Here is a 19463-nt window from a genome sequence, read left to right as displayed (position 1 = left end):
GCACATCTTGTACAATCTTTTGGAAAATGAAAAAATAAGGCACAATATCTGGTGACAAACCAAATGACCTATGCTATAATCTGCAACTGGACACTGTCCGGCACAGAGGGCCGGTTTACGAAAACAGAGAGATTTGAATGAGTTACTGAAGAAAAAGGAGTGCACCATGAGCATGAAAGTGGTCAAGCGAGACGGGACCATTGTAGATTACGACCGAAGCAAGATTATAACCGCCATCGAGAAGGCTAACGCCGAGGTTTCCCCCGAGGAACAGCTGAGCCGGGATCGGATTGACGCCATTGTTGACCGCATTGAGGGCATGAAGCGGCAGCGGATGCTGGTGGAGGACATCCAGGACCTGGTGGAGCAGGGGCTGGTGGCCGAGAATAAGTTCCACCTGGCCAAGACCTATATTATTTACCGCTACAACCGGGCCCTGGTGCGCAAGGCCAACACCACCGACGAGTCCATCCTCTCCCTGCTGCGCAACGAGAACAAGGAGCTGGCCGAGGAGAACTCCAACAAGAACACCATGATCGCCGCCACCCAGCGGGACTACATTGCCGGCGAGGTGAGCCGGGACCTGACCCGGCGCATTCTGCTGCCCGAGTACATCTCCAAGGCCCACGACGAGGGTGCCATCCACTTCCATGACGCCGACTACTTTGTTCAGCCCATCTTCAACTGCTGCCTCATCAACATTGGGGACATGCTGGACAACGGAACCGTGATGAACGGCAAGCTCATTGAGTCGCCCAAGAGCTTCCAGGTGGCCTGCACCGTCACCACCCAGATCATCGCCTGCGTGGCCTCCAACCAGTACGGCGGCCAGAGCGTGGACATGAGCCATCTTGGAAAGTATCTCCGCCGCAGCAAGGAGAAATTCAAGAAGCACATCGCCTATGAGTGCGCCGGCCAGGTGGACGAGGCCACTCTGGACCGGCTGGTGAACGACCGGCTGAAGGACGAGCTGAAGAGCGGCGTGCAGACTATCCAGTACCAGATCAACACCCTCATGACCACCAACGGCCAGTCCCCCTTCGTTACCCTGTTCCTCAACCTCCGGGAGGACGACCCCTACCTGGAGGAGAACGCCATGATCGTGGAGGAGGTGCTGCGCCAGCGTCTGGAGGGCATCAAGAACGAGAAGGGCGTGTATATCACCCCCGCCTTCCCCAAGCTGGTGTACGTGCTGGACGAGCACAACTGCCTGAAGGGCGGCAAATACGACTACATTACCGAGCTGGCCGTCAAGTGCTCCGCCAAGCGCATGTACCCCGACTACATTTCCGCCAAGAAGATGCGGGAAAATTATGAGGGCAACGTGTTCTCGCCCATGGGCTGCCGCTCCTTCCTGGCTCCCTGGAAGGACGAGAACGGCAATTACAAGTTTGAGGGCCGCTTCAACCAGGGCGTGGTCTCTCTGAACCTGCCCCAGATCGGCATTCTGGCCCGGGGCGACCAGGAGAAGTTCTGGTCCCTGCTGGAGGAGCGCCTGCAGCTGTGCTTTGAGGCCATTATGTGCCGCCACAACGCCCTGAAGAACGTGAAGTCCGACTCCTCTCCCATCCACTGGCAGTACGGCGCCATCGCCCGCCTGCCCAAGGGCGCCCCCATTGAGCCCCTGCTCTACGGTGGCTACTCCTCCATCTCCCTGGGTTACATCGGCCTCTATGAGGTCACCAAGCTGATGACCGGTGTCAGCCACACCCAGCCCGGCGGCACCGAGTTTGCCCTGAAGGTGATGAACCGGCTGCGCAAGGCCTGCGATGACTGGAAGGCCCAGACCAACATCGGCTTCGCCCTCTACGGCACCCCCGCCGAGAGCCTGTGCTACCGCTTCGCCCGCATCGACAAGGAACGTTTCGGCACTATCCCCGATGTAACCGACAAGGGCTATTATACCAACAGCTATCACGTGGACGTGCGGGAGCACATTGACGCCTTTGAGAAGTTCACCTTTGAGTCCCAGTTCCAGAAGATTTCCACCGGCGGCTGCATCTCCTATGTGGAGATTCCCAACATGCGCCACAACCTGGAGGCTCTGAAGGAGGTTGTCCGCTTCATCTACGACAACATCCAGTACGCCGAGTTCAACACCAAGAGCGACTACTGCCAGGTGTGCGGCTTCGACGGAGAGATTATCATCAACGACGACAACCAGTGGGAGTGCCCCGCCTGCCACAACAAGGACCATTCCAAGATGAATGTCACCCGCCGTACCTGCGGCTATCTGGGTGAGAACTACTGGAACGTGGGCAAGACCAAGGAGATTAAGTCCCGGGTGCTCCACCTGTAAAAAAGAATGAAGCGTTGAGCGTGGAGCGGGAAGAACGCTCCACGCTTCTCGCCCTCTTCTGAAAACCGGAGGTTTTTCCATGAACTACGCCGACATTCGCCCCATCGATGTGGCCAACGGACCGGGGATCCGGGTGAGCCTGTTTGTCTCCGGCTGTACCCACGCCTGTCCGGGCTGCTTCAATCCTGAAGCCTGGGACTTTGGCTACGGACAGCCCTTTACCAAGGATGAGGAGGACGCCATCCTGACCCATCTGGCCAAGCCCTATGTAAAGGGCCTCTCCCTGCTGGGGGGTGAGCCCTTCCACCCGTCCAACCAGGCGGCGGTGCTGGAGCTGGTGAAGCGGGTGCGGGAGGCGTATCCCGGGAAGGACATCTGGTGCTACACCGGCTACTTCTACGAGGATCTGCTCTCCGGAAAGGTGGGGGAGCACAGCCGGGAACTGCTGGAGCAGCTGGACGTGCTGGTGGACGGCCCCTTTGTGCTGGAGCAGAAGGAGCTGTCCCTCCGCTTCCGCGGCTCGGCCAACCAGCGCCTCATCGATGTTCCCGCCTCCCGGGAGGCCGGAACTGTGGTGTGGTGGAACGACGAAACGTAATAAAAGGCCCCGGTATTCCAGTTCGGAATACCGGGGCCTTTTATTACGCATTAAAATCAGCCGTTCAGGCGGGCCTCCAGGGCCACCCAGCCGTTTTTCTCCCGCTTCCGGGTGACGGTCAGGCCGCTGCGGGCCAGGGCGGCTTCCACCTCGTGGGCCCGGGTGTCAATGATGCCCGAGCACAGGAATACTCCGTCCTCCGCCAGCAGCTGGGGGACCCGGGCGGACAGGGGAATAATGACGTCGGCCACAATGTTGGCCAGCACCATCTGATAGCGCTCCTGGCCCAGCTCGGCGGCCAGAGCAGAATCGGAGATGACGTCCCCCGCCCGCACGGTGTACCGGTCCCGGCCGATGCCGTTGAGGGCGGCATTTTCATAGGCCACGTCCACCGCCTTGGGGTCGATGTCCACCCCGATGGCGTGGCTGGCGCCCAGACACAGGGCGGCAATGGAGAGAATGCCGCTGCCGCAGCCCAGGTCCAGCACCGGACGGCCGGGGACGGTGTGCTCCTCCACCCCTTCCAGACAGAGCTGGGTGGAGGCGTGGGAGCCGGTGCCGAAGGTAAGGCCGGGGTTCAGATACAGGGGGCAGCGGCCCTCGGGGACGGGCTCGTCGCGCTCCCACTGGGGAACCACATAGAGCCGCTGACCGATGGCCAGGGGCTTATAATATTTCTGCCAGCTGTACGCCCAGTCGTTGTCGGCCAGGGAGGTGACGGTGTACTCCCAGCCCAGACCCCTGGTGTAGGTCTCCAGCTTTGCCCGGCCGTCCTCGTCGTCGGTGACGTAGAACTTGACCCGGGTGACCCCCTTCATGCGGTCCAGCAGCTCCTGGTCCACATAGTCCCAGTACTGCCGGTTCTGTTCCAGAAAATTGAGAAAATCCCCCTCGTCCTCAATGACCAGGGCGTCCATACCGGCGGCGGTGAGCTTGGCGCACACCTCGTCCAGCTTCTCCGGGGTGGTGTTCACCGCCACCTCCAGCCACTTTATCTCATCCATGGGAGTGTCTCCTTTGTGGTGAAATGAGGTCCTCAGCGCTCGGTGCCCACATAGAACAGGGCCAGAGTGCCGGGGCCGGAGTGGGCGCCGATGACGGGGCCCACGTAGTTGATATAGACCTGCTGTACGCCCATGCGGTCCTTGACCATCTGGGCCACCATCTCCGCGTCCGCCAGGCAGTCGCCGTGGCTGATGAAGACGATCTGATCCTTGGGATCGATGGCGGTAATTTCCATCTTGTCCACCAGGGCCTTCAGAGAGGCGGCGCGGCCTCGGGCCTTGGCGATGTTGATGAGGTGGCCCTCGTCATCCACGTGGAGGACGGGCTTAATCTGCAGCATGGAGCCCAGTACGGCGGTGGTGGCGGAGATGCGGCCGCCCCGCTTGAGGAAGTGGAGGTCATCCACAGTGAACTGGTGGCACAGGTTGAGCTTGTGGGCCTCCACCCAGTCCCGGACCTCCTCGATGGATTTGCCTTTCTCCCGCTCCTTGGCGGCCAGATAGACCAGCAGGCCCTGACCCAGGGAGGCGCACAGGGTGTCTACGGTGTAGAGCTTCCGGTCGGGGTACTTCTCGCTCAGCTCCTCCACGGCGATGCGGGAGGAGTTGTAGGTGGCAGACAGGCCAGAGGAGAAGGCCAGCACCAGCACATCCTTGCCGGCCTGGAGCAGGGGCTCCAGAGCCTCGGTGTACTGGGCCACGTTCACCGCCGAGGTGGTGGCCAGCTCGCCCTTGCGCAGCATGCTGTAAAAGACGGCGGGATCCATCTCGTGGTTGTCGGGGTAGTTGTGGTAGGTGACGCCCTGAATGGTAAAGCTGAGGGGCAGCACCTGGATATCCAGCTGGGCGACCATATCGGCCCCCAGGTCAGCGGAAGAGTCAGTAAGAATTACAAAATCGGACATGGAACACACACTCCTTGTCATAGCAATATGGTTGAAACCGGAGGGCCGGTTTCAGAAATAGAGGCGAACCTCTTTATTTCTTGGCTTTTTTGCCTGTTTCCGGGGAATCGGGCTGAAGAATGTCCAGAATCCGGGCGCAGGCCAGTTGATTGGCATAGCTGCGCAGGGCCAGATCCAGAGCCAGCCGGGCCAGGTCCTCCGAAGTGGCATTCTCGTCAATGGATTGGGCGGTTTCCGACAAAGCCCGATCCAAGGCGGAGCAGAAGTAGGCATAAAGCTCCTGAGAACTTTTGCCCCGGGCTTCTCCGGCGGCGATGAGAGCGCCGGTATCCCGTACAGACAGGACCTTTTTCAACGCGCACACGGCAGTGAGGTAGCCCAGATGGACCGGACCGTACCGCTTGCCGTCGGCCCGGGGGACCAGGCCGTCCTTGATATAGTTATTTACCATGGCGGAGGTCAAAGCCTCTCCGTCATCAAAATGGATCAACTGCCGGGGCATGTAAGAGATGACCTGATCCATATAAAGGGCCAGGTCGGGCAGTTCCTCCCACGGAGCGGGACGCTCCTGCTCCATCCGGCGCTTTAAATCCAACAGTTCCTCCATGAACAAAAATCTCCTTGCTTGTAATAATCAACATTATATCACATAATGGCTGAAATGGCAATGTGGACTAGGACTTTCGCCCGTCACGCAGCTGCTCCATCTGACGGCGCAGCGCCTCCAAAGCCTGTTTGTGGTCCAGCGAGCGCATTTTGGGGAAGGCGGAGAGCAGGCGGCGCTGGCCGAAGATCCGCTGATCCATGACCTCGCTCAGGCGGCGGCGCAGCTCTTCCAGAGACTCCTGGCGCTCGGCCCGGCGCAGGGCCTGATCCATCTGGTGTTCCTCCCAGTGGTCGGTGAGATCTTCCTTCAAATCGGCCAGATTTTCCTTGAGATCCTCGCCGCGCTCCGCCAGCTCGTCCCGCAGATCGGCGCCCTTCTCGGCCGCGTCCAGCACCCGGTCCGCCAGGTTCTCACCAAACTCGTTGGAGGCGGACTTGATTTTGGCGGCCAGTTCGTCGATCTGGCCCAGATTGCGGTTGATTTTGGCGATGGTACGCACTGTGGCCACCAGGTCCACCGCCATGATGAGGCTGAAGATAACCAGCAGGGCGATGCCCACCGGCTTGGGGATGAGGTGGATCACCAGCAGCACCGTGGGGTGAATGATCTTGACCACAAACAGGCAGGCCAGGCCCCAGGCGATGGAGAAGCGCAGGCAGATGTAGCCCCCCAGATTGAAGGGTTCGTTGGAGTAGTCCCACCAACGCTGGTGGAAGAGCTTCTCCAGGGCAAAGCCCGTCACCCACTCCAGAGCGGAGGTGAGCAGCACGGAGCCCACAAAGAGCAGCAGAAGGTTATGCCGCAGGGGCTCCAGACAGGCCAGAACAATGACCACGCCAAAGCCGTAGATAGGACAGACCGGGCCATTGAGAAACCCGCGGTTGACAAATTTTCCGCTGACCAGAGCGGCGAAGCTTACCTCTGTGCACCAACCCAGAAAGGCATAGGCAAAGAAAATCCATAGGACCAGATACATAGGGCATAAGTCTCCTGAAAAAAGAATTTTATGGTACAGTATACCTCTTTTTGGAAAAAAAGTCCACACCGGTCTGTGGGGAAGAGGAGCAGGGCGGCGACGGGGCGGGCTTCCGCGGATAAGGATTGAAGAACGGGAAAAAACCTGTCATAATAGGAGAGACTTTGGATCCGCGGAGGAACGCGGAGCGGGACGAGAGTGGTTATTGAGCATGAGACGAATTTGTATCGGAGTCATGGCCCATGTGGACGCGGGGAAAACCACCCTGGCCGAGGGCCTTTTATATGTGGGAGGCGCCCTGCGCCGGCTGGGCCGGGTGGACCACGGGGACGCCTTTCTGGACACGGACGCCGTGGAGCGGGAGCGGGGCATCACCGTCTTTGCCAAGCAGGCGGTGCTGCCCCTTGGGGATGTGGAACTGACGCTGCTGGACACCCCGGGCCACGTGGATTTCTCTTCGGAGATGGAGCGCACCCTCCAGGTGCTGGACGGGGCCCTGCTGGTGGTCAGCGGCACCGACGGGGTGCAGAGCCACACCCGCACCCTCTGGCGGCTGCTGCAGCGCTACCAGGTGCCCACCTTTGTGTTTGTGAACAAGATGGACCTGGCGGGGGCGGACAAGATCCGGGTGCTGGAGGAGCTGGGCAAGCTGGATGGGGGCTTTGTGGACTTCACGGCCCCGGACTCGGAGCGGGATGAAGCCGCCGCCATGTGCAGCGAGGAGGCTCTGGAGGAGTTCCTGGAGACGGGAGCGGTGTCCGAGGGCACCCTGGCCCGGCTGACGGGAGAGCGGAAGCTGTTCCCCTGCTGGTTTGGCTCGGCGCTGAAGCTGGAGGGGGTGGAGGAACTCCTGTCCGGCCTGGAGACCGGCCTGCCTGAGAAGAAGTATCCCCGGGACTTCGGGGCAAGGGTCTTTAAAATCTCCCGGGACAGCCAGGGGGCGCGGCTCACCTGGCTGAAGGTCACCGGCGGCGCGCTGCGGCCCAAGGAACTCATCGGGGGCGGAGCAGGAGAGGAGCGCTGGGAGGAAAAGGTGGACCAGCTGCGCCTCTACTCCGGGGAGAAGTTCCGGACCCTGGAGGAGGCCCCGGCGGGGACGGTGTGTGCCGTCACCGGCCTGAGCCGCACCTACCCCGGCCAGGGTCTGGGGGCGGAGGAAGACGGTGCCCGGCCGGTGCTGGAGCCGGTGCTGTCCTATCAGCTCATCCTCCCCCAGGGCACCGACCCCCACACCGTTCTGCCCAAGCTGCGCCAGCTGGAGGAGGAGGACCCCATGCTCCGGGTGGTGTGGAATGAGCGGTGGAAGGAGATTCACCTGCAGCTCATGGGCCAGGTGCAGCTGGAGGTGCTGCGGCGGCAGCTTTCCGACCGCTTCGGCCTGGAGGCCGACTTCGGCACCGGGGGCATTGTGTACCGGGAGACCATCGCCGGGCCGGTGGAGGGCGTGGGCCACTTTGAGCCCCTGCGCCACTACGCCGAGGTCCACCTGCTGCTGGAGCCGGGAGAGCGGGGCAGCGGGGTGCGGGTGGCCTCCGCCTGTCCCACGGACCAGCTGGATTTGAACTGGCAGCGGCTGGTGCTCACCCACCTGCTGGAGCGGGAACACCCCGGGGTGCTCACCGGCTCCCCCCTCACCGACGTGAAAATTACCCTGGTGGCCGGGCGGGCCCATGTGAAGCACACCGAGGGGGGCGACTTCCGCCAGGCCACCTACCGGGCGGTGCGCCAGGGCCTCATGCAGGCGGAGACCCTTCTGCTGGAGCCCGTCTACGACTTCACCCTGGAGGTGCCCGTGGACTGTGTGGGCCGGGCCATGACCGATCTGCAGAACATGGGCGGAACCGTGGAGCCGCCGGAGAGCGGGGAAGAGCTGGTCGCTCTCACCGGGCAGGCCCCGGTGGCCGGCCTGCGGGATTATGGACAGCAGGTGGCCGCCTATACCCGGGGCCGGGGACGGCTTGGGTGCACCGCGGGGGGCTATGCGCCCTGCCACAACCAGGAGGAGGTGGCCGCGGAACTGGGCTACGACCCGGAGCGGGACACGGACAACCCCGCCGATTCGGTGTTCTGCGACCACGGCGCAGGCGTTGTGGTGAAGTGGAACGAGGTGCGGGAGCATATGCACGTGGACAGCGGGCTGCGCCTGGGGGAGGAGCCGGAAGCGGAAGAGCCCTCCGCTCCCGCCGGGGGAGAACGGGCCTACCGGGGCGGGTCCCTGGAGCAGGACAAGGAGCTCCAGGCCATCTTTGAGCGCACCTACGGCAAGGTGGAGCGCCAGGCCTTCCAGCCCCAGAAGAAACCTGCCCGCACCAGTCTGGACGAGGGCAAGTACCACATCCGGGACCAGAAGACGGGGCCGGAGTACCTGCTGGTGGACGGCTATAACATCATCTTCGCCTGGGAGGAGCTGGAGGCGGTGGCCCGGCAGGATGTGGCCGCCGCCCGGGCCATGCTGTCGGACATTTTGTCCAATTATCAGGGCTACCGCAAGTGCGTAGTCATTCTGGTGTTTGACGCCTACAAGGTGAAGGGAAACCCGGGCTCGGTGGAGAAGGTAAACAACATCTATGTGGTGTATACCAAGGAGGCGGAGACGGCCGACGCCTACATTGAAAAGGCCACCTACGACCTCCAAAAGGAGCACCGGGTGCGGGTGGCCACCTCGGACGGGCTGGAACAGCTCATCATCCTGGGCCACGGGGCGCTGCGTCTGTCCGCCCGGGCCTTCAAGGCGGAGGTGGAGCAGGCCCAGGGAGAAATTTCCGACCTCATCCGGCGGCACAACCGGAGCGGCGGCCGGGAGCAGAACCAGCTGCGCAGCACCGCCCAGGTCAAAAAACGGGAGGAAACACCGTGACAAAGCAATTGCAAGAAGGACAGGCCCGCCCCTTTCTGAAGTGGGCGGGCGGAAAGAGCCAGCTGCTGCCAGAGATCCGCAGGGTTTATCCGGAGGGGCTGGGAACCACCATCACCCGGTACGCCGAGCCCTTTCTGGGGGGCGGCGCGGTGCTGCTGGATATTTTGAGCACCTACCGTCTGGAGGCGGTCTACGCCAGCGACACCAACGGGGAGCTAATCAATGCCTACTGCTGTGTCCGGGACCGGCTGGAGGAGCTGTTGGAGCGGCTGCACCGGCTGGAGGAGGACTATCTGTCCCTGGATTCCCAGGCCCGGAAGGATTTTTACTATCGAATCCGGGCACAATTTAATGAGGGAGAGAGAGGGAACAAGGAGGATGCGGAGCGGGCGGCCCTGCTGCTGTTTTTGAACCGCACCTGCTTCAATGGGCTCTACCGGGTGAATGCCCGGGGAGAATTCAATGTACCGGCGGGGGCCTACAAAAATCCCACCATCTGCGACGAGGACAACCTGCGCCGGGTGTCCGGTCTGCTGCAGGGGGTGGAGCTGGTGTGCGCCCCCTACACCCAGGTGGAGGAGTTTGCCGATGAGCGGACCTTCCTCTACGCCGATCCCCCCTACCGCCCCCTGAACCAGACCTCCAGCTTCACGGCCTACACCAAAAATTCCTTTGGAGACCAGGAGCAGCGGGAGCTGGCTGTCTTCCTCAAGAAGTTGGCACAGCGGGGGGTAAAGGTGGCGGCCAGCAACTCCGACCCCCATAACACCGATCCTCAGGATAATTTCTTTGACGAGCTGTACGCGGGGTGTACCCTGCGGCGTATCGCCGCCTCCCGGATGATTAACTCGGATGCGGCTGCCCGGGGCAAGGTGAGCGAGCTGCTCATTACCACCTACTGAGCTGCGCCCTTCGGCCGGACAGGCCGTAGGGCGGCCTTTTCCGCCTGGGGTTTTTGTGCGTGACAAGCGGATGGTTTTATGGTAAAATAAAGGTGCGGAATTTGTGCCAGTCTGATATAAAAATGGATAAAATTCCATAAATTTACACCAAGAACCTGGCGCTTTGCGGGGAAACACAAAATCCTGCATATTCCTGCGAAAATCCTGTATATCCGGCTCTGGAGCCGGGAGAAGAAATGACTGAAAAAGGGCTGCGGCCAATCCACCGCCGCCCCTTTTTTTCGGAGGTGCAAACGATTATGCGAATTACAAATGCCCTTTTATTTGTGGACGGAGCCTTCCGGCCCGGCTCTCTGGCCTTTGAGAACGGCGTCATCACGGACATTGGTCCGGCGGATGCCCCGGGGGATCTGGACGCGGGGGGACAGTACCTGGTGCCCGGCTTTGTGGATGTTCACACCCACGGTGCCCGGAACCACGACTTTTCCGACGGCAATCCCGAGGGATTGCCCGTCATGGCCCGGCATTACGTCCAGCACGGAGTGACCTCCTTCCTGGCCACCACCATGACCCTGCCCGAGGAGGAACTCACCCGGGCCATGCACACCATCCGGGACTTTGTCCGGCCACAGGACGGCGCCAAGTGTGCCGGCATCCATCTGGAGGGACCCTTCCTGTCCTACGCTAAGCGGGGCGCTCAGGCGGCGGATAACCTGCACAAGCCCGATATGGCCATGTTCCGCCGGCTCAATGAGGCCAGCGGAGGACAGGTGCGCCTCATCACCGTGGCTCCCGAGGAGGACGGCTGCCTGCCCTTTATTGAGGAGGTGTCCAAGGAGTGCACCGTCTCCCTGGGCCACACCACCGCCGGGTACGACCTGGCCATGGAGGCCTTCCGGGCGGGCGCCAACCACGCCACCCACCTCTATAACGGCATGCCGCCCCTGAACCACCGGGAGCCCGGAGTGATTGGGGCTGCGCTGGACGCTGGTGCTGCGGTGGAGCTCATCTGCGACGGCATGCACATCCACCCCTCGGTGATTCGGGCCACCCACCGCATGTTTGGGGAGCAGCTGGTGCTGATCAGCGACTCCATGCGCTGTGCCGATATGCCTGACGGCGACTATGAGCTGGGCGGACAGCCGGTTGAGCTGCACAGCGGCCGGGCTACCTTGAAGGGGACGGACACCCTGGCCGGCTCTTCCACCAACATGCTCACTGAGGTGAAGAACGTGGTCTCCTACGGGCTGTCCCTGGAGGACGCCATCACCGCTGCCACCCTGGCTCCCGCCCGCTCGGTGGGGCTGGAGGGTGAGATTGGCTCCCTGGCGGTGGGCAAGCGGGCGGATTTCCTGCTGCTGTCCAAGGACCTGGAGCTGAAAGCCGTCTATGTAGAGGGCGAACAAGCGTGCTGACTGCTCCAAAAGAGCGGATCATACGATATAAATATGGAGGAATGACTGCCATGAGAATTATCCGAACCAAGGACTACGACGCCATGAGCGCCGCCGCCGCCCGGCTGATTGCCGCCCAGATCACCCTGAAGCCCAACTGCGTGCTGGGCCTGGCCACCGGCTCTTCTCCGGTAGGAGCCTATCAGAACCTCATCGCCTGGAACAAGGCGGGCGAGCTGGACTTCTCCCAGGTGCGCTCGGTGAACCTGGACGAGTACGCCGGCCTCACCCCCGACCACGACCAGAGCTACGCCTACTTTATGCGCCATAACCTCTTTGACCACGTGAACATTGACCAGAAGAACACCAATGTGCCCTCCGGTGTCAACGGCGACGGGGAGTGTGAGCGCTACGACAAGCTCATCGCCGACTTCGGCGGCATCGACCTGCAGCTGCTGGGCCTGGGCGTCAACGGCCACATCGGCTTCAACGAGCCCGACGACCACTTCTCTCTGGGCACCCACAAGGTGACCCTGACCGAGAGCACCCGGGAAGCCAACAAGCGCTTCTTCACCTCCATTGACGAGGTGCCCACCCACGCCTATACCATGGGTGTGCGGGACATTCTCCAGGCCCGCCGGGTGGTGATGGTGGCCTCCGGTGCCAACAAGGCCCAGGCCATCAAGGACGCCTTCTTCGGCCCCGTGACCCCCCAGGTGCCCGCCTCCATCCTCCAGTACCACCCCGACTTCATCCTGGTGGCGGATGAGGAGGCCCTGTCTCTCATCTGATCGAGAGCAGGCAGCAAATCCCAAACAGAGCAAAACACCGGGCTCCATTCCGTCGGAATGGAGCCCGGTGTTTTGTCGTTCTTTGAAATTGTGGACCGAAAGGACCGGCCTGAGAGACAGCCCGCAATCAATAGACGGGATTTTCTACCTCTACCTTGTCCACAGCCTGATAGGGAGCCAGAGTGGAGACCATCTTCACGGGAACGTCGTAAGCGTTGCGGCAGTAGTGGACCTCGCCGGGCTCGATGTGGATGAGGTCGCCCTTGCTCAGGGTGTGCACGGTGCCATCCACCACGATGTCAATCTTGCCCTCCAGGATGAAGAAGTTCTCCTCCATCACGTTGTGATAGTGGGCGCGGAAGTCCTGGCCGGGCATGAACTGCACCAGGGCGAAGTTCATGCGGGGGCCCTTCATCAGGTACTTGGGACCGCTGTCGCCGAAGCGGTACTCCTTCTCATTTTCGTTGATTACAAACATAAATCTCTCTCCATTCTATACTGGGACTGTCGGCTTACAGGCCGGGGGCAATCCACATATTTTTGGTCAGCTTGCGGTCGCAGAGCTCCAGCTGAGCGGCGTAAACCTGGCGCCAAACCTGATACATGTCCTCGTAGACAGCATAATTGTCGGGGTTGGGAACGTAAGTATGATCAAAGCGCACGGTGCGCTGAGCACCCTCGGCGATGCTGGGATAGATGCCCACGCCGTAGCCGGCCAGAATGGCGGCGCCAAGAGCGGTGGCCTCCTTCACCACGGGAGTGCGCACATTCTTGCCGGTGACGTCGGCCAGAATCTGGCACCACAGGGGGCTCTTGGAGGCGCCTCCGGCGAAGATGAGCTCCTCGGGCTCGTTGCCGGTGGCCTCCTTCACCAGGGCGATGTGGCCCTTGACGATGAGGGCGGTGTTTTCCAGGATGGCGCGGTAGAAGGTGTAGCGGTTGAACTTCTCGGGCTCCAGCTCGAAATTGGTGAAGGTGGGGGAGGCGTGCTTCCAGTTGATGAAGTTCATCACGTCGCTGAAGCAGCACATCATGCCGTAGGAGCCGGCGGGAATCTTCTCCGCCTCACGGTTCATCAGGTCGTAGGGATCCACCCCTTCGGCGGCACCCTGCTGCTTCTCCAGCTGGCAGAAGCCGTCCCGGAACCAGCGCATCACCAGACCGGGCTTGAAGGCCAGAGCCTCATACTGCCACACGCCGGGGACGGCGTGGCAGTTGACACGGACCCGGCCCTGGGGGTCGGTCTTACCGCTGTCGGTGTTGAACTCATACTGCCAGAAGCTGCCGCCGAACACGGCCGCCTGGCCGGGGTCACAGGCGCCCACGCCGATGGTGCCCAGCTGGCAGTCGCCGCCGCCCACCACCACGGGGGTGCCCTCGGCGAGGCCGGTCTGGGAAGCGCCCTGGGCGCTCACCTTGCCGGCAATCTGGCCGCACTCCAGCACTGCGGGGAAGATGTCCTCCCGCAGGCCGCAGCGTCGGGCGATGGAGGGGTCCCAGGTACGGCTCTGCAGGTCCATGAGGCCGGTGGTGGAGCCGTTGCTGGGCTCCACAGCCAGCACGCCGGTGAGCTTATAGATCAACCAGTCGTTGAACATGCCAACGGCGGCGGTCTTCTCGTAGATTTCGGGCATCTTGTTCTTGACCCACAGGATACGGGGGATGGCGTTGAGGGCGTAGCTCTGGCCGGACTGGGCATAGAGCTCCTTCTCCAGCTCCGGATCGCTCTGGATCAGCTGAGCTACCTCATCGTTGCTGCGGGCGTCCACGTTGGCGCAGGCCCAGATCTCCGTACCCTCCTTATCATAGAGGAGGATACCCTCCCGCATGCAGGTGGTGGAGACGGCGGCCACGTCGGAGGGAGCGATGCCGGTCTGCTCCAGCACGCCCCGGACACAGCCGCTGGCCAGCTTCCAGTTGTATTCCCAGTCGAAATCCATGCTGCCGGGGAAGCGGGGATCCTCCTTGTGAGTCCACTCCTCCTGCACGCAGCCGATCTGGTTGCCGTCCAGATCGAACAGGACAGCGCGAACGCTGCCGGTTCCGGCGTCAATTGCCATCAGGTATTTGGACATAAGAACCATCAACTCCTTAAAATATTAAAATTCAGAACGATATAAATCCCTTAAGTGGATACGGAACGGGAAAGACGCAAAGACGGACCCTGATCCGGGCGGGACAGGGCCCAGGGGTTATTCGTGGGCGAGCAGAGCCTCGGCCGTGGCCTCATCGGTGATGAGGGTGTCCAGGTACTGCCCCTTCAGCACGGCATGGATGGCTTCGATCTTATCCTCGCCTCCGGCCACACCGATGACGTTGTTCATCTGGCGCAGCTCCTGGAGGGGAGTGCTCAGAAGCCGCTGCTCCACGCTGCTCTGGATGGGATTTCCGTCCTTGTCGATGAAGTGGCTGAGGATGTCGCCCACAGCCCCCTGCATCTCCAGCAGCAGGAAGTCGGCTTTGGTGAGGATGCCGTTTTGAATAATGGTGGCGTTGGCGCCCATACTGCCGATGCCTACCACCGTCATCTTGGCCACCCGGCTCATCTGCTGAATGCGCTGGACCGATTCCTCCTGGAACATGACCTGGACCAGCTCGGGGCTGCCCAGAATCAGGGGGGAGGGGATGAGGTGCAGGCGGGCATTGAAGACGCTGGACTGGGTGTTGGGCAGATAGTAGCTCACACCGCCGGTAAGGGACACGGCGTTGATGGGGTGTTCCGTGGAACGGGCCAGATGGTTGAGGATCCGGCTGGGGGTGTCGCCGTAGCCCATATTTATAAAGGTATTGTCGGTCAGACGATCCGCGATATACATGGCGGCTGCCTGGGCCAGGCTCTCGTTGAGCTCGGAGGCGTCGCTGCCCACCGGGATGACAAAGGCGTCATTGAGGGAAAAGTGGGTAATCAGAGACTTCTCCACCTGCATGCGGCGGTTGTTGTCCTGCCGGATGCGGAAGCTGACAATACCGTTCTGCCGGGCCTTCTCCAGAAGTCGGATGACCCGGATGCGGCTGATGCCCAGGAGCTCAGAGATTTTCTGCTGGGTATAGTTTTCGATGTAATAATACCACGCTGTTTTTACCATTAAAATCTCTTCGTAATTGAAGTCTCCGTTCATGATTTCAGCTCCTGCACATTAAGAGAAATTAAAAGGGGAAAAGAGCGGGAATGGAAAGAACAAAAGTTTTAAGTTGAATCAAATGTTTTCCTAATTGAGTATAGCATTGAGCCCTATCAGATGTCAATGCGATTTTATAAATGTTATGAAAAGACCATAAAATTGTATGTTATAGACAAATAATTGCAATTCTATATGTGCAAATGAAACAATTATTTGTATTTTATGCCCGAGAATCCTGAAAGAAAGCTGATAAAATGCTGCAAATCGACGAAAAAAACCGGCTGGAGACGGCTTGTTGTTTGACATTTCCTGTTGACAAAGCGAAAAAAATCCATTATTCTAAGCCCATAACAAAATATACGAAGTAGTAACTTTTGTGATTGCGTACAGTGGGAGGTATCGGCTTGGAAAACATGACTGCTCCGTCCGGCAAGGAAAAGCTCCTGTCGGTTCGTAATGTCTACAAGTCATTTGGCCTGAACGCCGTCCTGAAAGGTATCAGCCTGGACCTGGCTCCGGGAGAGGTACTGGCCTTAATCGGAGGCAACGGCGCAGGTAAAAGTACCCTGATGAAGATCATCATGGGCATTTACAGCCATGACAGCGGCGAGATTTTTGTAGACGGTCAGGAAATGACGGTGGGGAAGCCCGCCGAGGCTTTGGCACACGGTGTTTACATGGTGCCTCAGGAGCCCCTGCTGTTCCCCAATATGACGGTAGAGGAGAACATCCTCATTGGCTTCAACCGTCCCCGGGCAGAACTGCACCGGGAACTGGTGGAGCGGATGGACTACCTGGGCTGGCACATCGCTCTGGAGCGGAAGGCCAGCAGCCTGTCCATCGCTGAGCAGCAGCTGGTGGAGATTCTCCGCGGCCTGCTGCGTCACGCCAAGGTGCTGATTCTGGATGAGCCCACCAGCGCCCTTACCTTTAAAGAAGTGGAAAGCCTCTTTAAATGTGTGGAGGACCTGAAGAGCCAGGGCATCGGCATTATCTACATCACTCACCGCCTCAACGAGGTCTTTGAGATTGCCACCACAGTGGCCATCATGCGCGACGGTGTCATCACCCTGGACGGTCCGGTGAGCAACTTCACCCGGGACGACCTGGTGTGCGGCCTTTTGCCCACCGACTCCTGCCAGCGCAAGACCCAGGTGACCAGCAAGGTGGACTACTCCAAGCCCCCTGTCTTCGAGCTGCGCAACTTCAGCGGCTACGGCTTTACCGACATCTCCCTGAAGGTTTATCCCGGTGAGATTCTGGGCCTGGCCGGCGTGGTAGGCGCGGGCCGTACCGAGATGGCCATGACCATTTTCGGCCGGGACAAGGTGCTGGGCGGCAATGTAATTCTGGACGGCAAGGACATCACCGGTCTGAAGACCGCGGACGTCATCAAGGCTGGCCTGAACTACGTGCCCGAGGACCGTCACGCCGACGGCCTGTTCAAGATCAGCGACGTGGCCTGCAATACCACCAGCGCTCTGCTGGGCACTGCTCAGATGGGTCACTTCTTCCTCAACCGCAAGGAGGAGAAGAAGGTCACCCAGCAGTATGTGGATGACTTCCGCATCAAGGTCACCGGCCAGGATCAGCTGACCGGCAGCCTGTCCGGCGGCAACCAGCAGAAGATTGTCATCGGCCGCAGCCTGTCTACGGCTCCCAAGCTGGTCATTCTGGACGAGCCCACCCGCGGCATCGACGCGGCGGCCCGCGGCGACGTATACAGCATCATCCATCAGCTGCGTGACCAGGGCGTGTCCATCTTGCTCATCTCCTCTGATATGGAAGAAATTGTGGAGCTGAGCGACCGGGCCATGAGCATTTATCTGGGCCGGGTCAACTGTGAATTTGCCAAGGAGGATGTCAATCAGGACAACCTGACCAGCGCCGCCTTTGGTCTGATCCGGAAGGAGGAGGAAAAGGCATGAGTGCGCTGAAAAAAGTCCTGAAGGCCCGGGAGCTGAGCAGCTTTCTGTTCCTGGTAGCCCTGTTCATCATCGTCAGCATCATCAACCCCACCTTCGCCTCCTCGGAGAACATTTCCGCCTGCTTTAACTCCGCGGTTGTGTATATCCTCATCGCCATCGGTATGGCCTTTGCCATCATCGTGGGTGAGATTGATGTTTCCGTCGGTTCCATTCTGGGCATCGTGGCCACGGTTGTGGGCAGCATGCTCCGGGACGGCAGCAACTGGCTGGTTGCATTTGCAGTGGGCATCCTCATCGGCGCCGTCATCGGCCTGTTCAACGGCTGGGGCGTGGCGGTCATGGGTGTTCCCTCTCTGATCTTTACCCTGGGTACCAACGGTATCCTCCGCGGCAGCATGTATGTGTATGCCGGCGGCGCCTGGGTGGAGAACCTGCCTAAGTCCTTCAAGGATTTCTCCTCCAAGACTCTGGTGGGTGACCTCACCGTTTACTTCTGCGCCTGCTTGATTGTAGTGGCCATTATTCATGTGCTGCTTACCCGCACCCGTCGGGGCCGCTACTTCACCGCCGTGGGCGACAATGCCGGCGGCGCCACGCTGGTCGGCATCTCTGCCACCAAGACCAAGGTTCTGGCCTATGTGATCTGCGGCGTCATGTCCGCCATTGCCGGTATCCTCTTCTGCAGCCGTATCGGCTTCGTCACCTCTCTGTCCGGCAACGGCTATGAGATGAAGGCCGTGGCCGCCTGTGTGCTGGGCGGTATCAGCCTGAGCGGCGGCGTGGGCAGCGTCATCGGCGCGGCCATCGGCGCAGTCATTATGAGCTCCATCAGCTACCTGCTGGTCTTTATGGGCTTCTCGTCCAACTACGATAACGCCATCACCGGTATCATCCTCATCGCCATCGTTGTCATTGATGCACTGATGCAGAACCGCAGCGCCGTGCGCAGCCGCCACGAGCGCCTGATGGCCCGCACAGCCAACGCAATGGAAGGAGGCGATCCCCAGTGAAGAAGTTAGATTCTCATCATCACGGTAAAGTAGGCAGCCTGCTGAAAAACTGGAACACCTTCCTGGTGGTCATTCTGGTACTGGAGTTCGTCATCTTCGGCGCAGCCAATCCCAAGTTCCTGCGGATTCCCCTGCTGCTGTCCAGCGTCAACGACTTTATCGCCATCTGCCTCATCAGCTTGTTTGTCACCTTCGTCATGATCACCGGCGGCATCGATATTCAGGCCGGCTCCATCGTGGGTCTGACCTCCATCATCATCGGTGTGGCCTGGCAGGACTTCGGCTTCAACATCTGGGGAGCCGTGGTGCTGGCCATTGTGGCCGCCGCCCTGTGCGGCGCCCTGTCCGGCTTCTTCATCGCCTACTGCCGGGTTCAGGCCATGGTGGTGACCCTGGGCGGAAGCTTCCTGTATGCCGGCCTGGCCCTGCTGGTGTCCACCCTCAGCTCCACCGAGAGCTATCAGGGCATCAGCGGCTTCCCCGACAGCTTCAAGGCCCTGACCAAGTTCAAGCTCTTTGATGTGATTCCTTCCCAGCTGCTGATTTTCGCTGCTATGACCGTAATCGCCTATCTGCTGCTCCACAAGAGCAAGTACGGCCGCAAGGTCTTCCTGGTGGGCGTCAATCCCCGGGCTGCGGAATTTTCCGGCATCAATTCCCGTATGATCATCCTGTCCACCTATGTGCTCAGCGCCATCAGCGCCGCCATTGCCGGCATCGTGCTGACGTCCTATCTGGGCACCGCCAAGAGCGACCTGGGCAGCACCCTGACCATGAACATTATCACCGCCTGCGTGCTGGGCGGCACCCTGTCCACCGGCGGCAAGGGCAGCGCCATCGGTACTGCTTTGGCCTCCCTGATCATCGGTCTGCTGCGCTTCGGCCTGCCTCTCTGCTTCAAGATCAACACCCAGTATCTGGACATCCCCATCGGTGTTCTGCTGGTCGTGGTGGTCGTGGGCCGCGCCGTGGTCAACATGCCCGGCACCGCCGTATTTATGGCCAAGCTGAAAGGAAAATTCCAGCCGAAAGCCAAGGCGGCTCAATAATGTTTGGAATTAGATCGGAGC

At 60.5% G+C, this 19463-nt stretch carries 16 protein-coding genes; 9 read left to right on the top strand and 7 right to left on the bottom strand.

Going from position 1 to position 19463, the window contains the following annotated elements; translation table 11 throughout:
* Window positions 1-172: 172 nt before the first annotated feature.
* Both nrdD and nrdG read left to right on the top strand, forming a co-directional pair.
* On the top strand, window positions 173-2299 hold the full coding sequence (gene nrdD / locus AC3YUO_RS00980) for an anaerobic ribonucleoside-triphosphate reductase (protein WP_489961487.1): 2127 nt from the start codon (window positions 173-175) through the stop codon (window positions 2297-2299).
* Between the two features lie 79 nt (window positions 2300-2378).
* Window positions 2379-2897, top strand: a complete 519-nt coding sequence (nrdG, locus tag AC3YUO_RS00975) for an anaerobic ribonucleoside-triphosphate reductase activating protein (RefSeq protein WP_489961178.1) — start codon at window positions 2379-2381, stop codon at window positions 2895-2897.
* Window positions 2898-2953: 56 nt separating this feature from the next.
* On the opposite strand, the gene prmA is transcribed toward nrdG, so the two are convergent.
* The 4 genes from prmA to AC3YUO_RS00955 form a co-directional block, all read right to left on the bottom strand.
* Window positions 2954-3901 (bottom strand): 50S ribosomal protein L11 methyltransferase, encoded by a 948-nt coding sequence (prmA, locus tag AC3YUO_RS00970; protein WP_489961177.1) that lies wholly within the window; start codon window positions 3899-3901, stop codon window positions 2954-2956.
* Window positions 3902-3933: 32 nt separating this feature from the next.
* Window positions 3934-4806 carry a DegV family protein gene (locus AC3YUO_RS00965; RefSeq protein ID WP_489961176.1) on the bottom strand — a complete coding sequence of 291 codons (873 nt, stop codon included), beginning with the start codon at window positions 4804-4806 and terminating at the stop codon, window positions 3934-3936.
* A gap of 73 nt (window positions 4807-4879) precedes the next feature.
* Complete coding sequence (locus AC3YUO_RS00960; protein WP_489961175.1) at window positions 4880-5413, bottom strand: DUF1836 domain-containing protein; 534 nt, start codon at window positions 5411-5413, stop codon at window positions 4880-4882.
* 67 nt (window positions 5414-5480) lie between these two features.
* The gene (locus tag AC3YUO_RS00955) at window positions 5481-6389 is read right to left on the bottom strand and encodes a putative ABC transporter permease (protein ID WP_489961174.1); all 909 of its coding nucleotides are present in this window, start codon (window positions 6387-6389) and stop codon (window positions 5481-5483) included.
* 211 nt (window positions 6390-6600) lie between these two features.
* Between AC3YUO_RS00955 and AC3YUO_RS00950 the strand changes: the two genes are divergently transcribed.
* The 4 genes from AC3YUO_RS00950 to nagB all read left to right on the top strand — a co-directional run bounded on the left by AC3YUO_RS00950 (window position 6601) and on the right by nagB (window position 12333).
* The gene (locus tag AC3YUO_RS00950) at window positions 6601-9246 is read left to right on the top strand and encodes an NYN domain-containing protein (RefSeq protein WP_489961173.1); all 2646 of its coding nucleotides are present in this window, start codon (window positions 6601-6603) and stop codon (window positions 9244-9246) included.
* Window positions 9243-10148 (top strand): DNA adenine methylase, encoded by a 906-nt coding sequence (locus AC3YUO_RS00945; protein ID WP_489961172.1) that lies wholly within the window; start codon window positions 9243-9245, stop codon window positions 10146-10148. The genes AC3YUO_RS00950 and AC3YUO_RS00945 overlap by 4 nt, the downstream gene beginning before the upstream one ends.
* A gap of 299 nt (window positions 10149-10447) precedes the next feature.
* Window positions 10448-11563 (top strand): N-acetylglucosamine-6-phosphate deacetylase, encoded by a 1116-nt coding sequence (nagA, locus tag AC3YUO_RS00940; protein WP_489961171.1) that lies wholly within the window; start codon window positions 10448-10450, stop codon window positions 11561-11563.
* A gap of 50 nt (window positions 11564-11613) precedes the next feature.
* Window positions 11614-12333: a glucosamine-6-phosphate deaminase gene (gene nagB / locus AC3YUO_RS00935; RefSeq protein WP_118644214.1), complete on the top strand. Its 720-nt coding sequence runs from the start codon at window positions 11614-11616 to the stop codon at window positions 12331-12333.
* A gap of 127 nt (window positions 12334-12460) precedes the next feature.
* Here the strand turns inward: nagB and AC3YUO_RS00930 are convergent, their stop codons facing one another.
* From AC3YUO_RS00930 to AC3YUO_RS00920, 3 genes are all read right to left on the bottom strand, one after another.
* Window positions 12461-12811, bottom strand: a complete 351-nt coding sequence (locus AC3YUO_RS00930) for a cupin domain-containing protein (protein ID WP_489961170.1) — start codon at window positions 12809-12811, stop codon at window positions 12461-12463.
* 34 nt (window positions 12812-12845) lie between these two features.
* Window positions 12846-14408, bottom strand: a complete 1563-nt coding sequence (gene lsrK / locus AC3YUO_RS00925; protein WP_489961169.1) for an autoinducer-2 kinase — start codon at window positions 14406-14408, stop codon at window positions 12846-12848.
* A 117-nt stretch (window positions 14409-14525) separates the two neighbouring features.
* A complete protein-coding gene (locus AC3YUO_RS00920) occupies window positions 14526-15452 on the bottom strand; it encodes a sugar-binding transcriptional regulator (RefSeq protein WP_489961168.1) in 927 nt (308 codons plus the stop codon).
* A gap of 416 nt (window positions 15453-15868) precedes the next feature.
* Here AC3YUO_RS00920 and AC3YUO_RS00915 point away from each other — a divergent pair, with 416 nt between their 5' ends.
* From AC3YUO_RS00915 to AC3YUO_RS00905, 3 genes are read left to right on the top strand one after another with little or no spacing between them, the layout of a single operon-like run.
* Window positions 15869-17383 carry a sugar ABC transporter ATP-binding protein gene (locus tag AC3YUO_RS00915; protein WP_489961485.1) on the top strand — a complete coding sequence of 505 codons (1515 nt, stop codon included), beginning with the start codon at window positions 15869-15871 and terminating at the stop codon, window positions 17381-17383.
* Window positions 17380-18393, top strand: a complete 1014-nt coding sequence (locus AC3YUO_RS00910) for an ABC transporter permease (RefSeq protein WP_489961167.1) — start codon at window positions 17380-17382, stop codon at window positions 18391-18393. The genes AC3YUO_RS00915 and AC3YUO_RS00910 overlap by 4 nt, the downstream gene beginning before the upstream one ends.
* Window positions 18390-19442 carry an ABC transporter permease gene (locus tag AC3YUO_RS00905; protein ID WP_489961166.1) on the top strand — a complete coding sequence of 351 codons (1053 nt, stop codon included), beginning with the start codon at window positions 18390-18392 and terminating at the stop codon, window positions 19440-19442. Before AC3YUO_RS00910 ends, AC3YUO_RS00905 begins: the two co-directional genes overlap by 4 nt.
* Window positions 19443-19463 lie beyond the last annotated feature (21 nt).

The organism is Pseudoflavonifractor sp. HNCC25GI2, from assembly GCF_058136395.1.
The sequence above is the reverse complement of the archived record's forward strand: the minus strand, read 5'-3'. Positions and strand labels throughout refer to the sequence as shown.

Coding starts and splice junctions, on each gene's coding strand:
- AC3YUO_RS00930 (WP_489961170.1), bottom strand. CDS start 12,811: ATGTTTGTAATCAACGAAAATGAGAAGGAGTACCGCTTCGGCGACAGC.
- nrdD (WP_489961487.1), top strand. CDS start 173: ATGAAAGTGGTCAAGCGAGACGGGACCATTGTAGATTACGACCGAAGC.
- AC3YUO_RS00955 (WP_489961174.1), bottom strand. CDS start 6,389: ATGTATCTGGTCCTATGGATTTTCTTTGCCTATGCCTTTCTGGGTTGG.
- AC3YUO_RS00910 (WP_489961167.1), top strand. CDS start 17,380: ATGAGTGCGCTGAAAAAAGTCCTGAAGGCCCGGGAGCTGAGCAGCTTT.
- nrdG (WP_489961178.1), top strand. CDS start 2,379: ATGAACTACGCCGACATTCGCCCCATCGATGTGGCCAACGGACCGGGG.
- AC3YUO_RS00950 (WP_489961173.1), top strand. CDS start 6,601: ATGAGACGAATTTGTATCGGAGTCATGGCCCATGTGGACGCGGGGAAA.
- AC3YUO_RS00920 (WP_489961168.1), bottom strand. CDS start 15,452: ATGAACGGAGACTTCAATTACGAAGAGATTTTAATGGTAAAAACAGCG.
- lsrK (WP_489961169.1), bottom strand. CDS start 14,408: ATGTCCAAATACCTGATGGCAATTGACGCCGGAACCGGCAGCGTTCGC.
- AC3YUO_RS00960 (WP_489961175.1), bottom strand. CDS start 5,413: ATGGAGGAACTGTTGGATTTAAAGCGCCGGATGGAGCAGGAGCGTCCC.
- nagA (WP_489961171.1), top strand. CDS start 10,448: ATGCGAATTACAAATGCCCTTTTATTTGTGGACGGAGCCTTCCGGCCC.
- prmA (WP_489961177.1), bottom strand. CDS start 3,901: ATGGATGAGATAAAGTGGCTGGAGGTGGCGGTGAACACCACCCCGGAG.
- nagB (WP_118644214.1), top strand. CDS start 11,614: ATGAGAATTATCCGAACCAAGGACTACGACGCCATGAGCGCCGCCGCC.
- AC3YUO_RS00915 (WP_489961485.1), top strand. CDS start 15,869: ATGACTGCTCCGTCCGGCAAGGAAAAGCTCCTGTCGGTTCGTAATGTC.
- AC3YUO_RS00965 (WP_489961176.1), bottom strand. CDS start 4,806: ATGTCCGATTTTGTAATTCTTACTGACTCTTCCGCTGACCTGGGGGCC.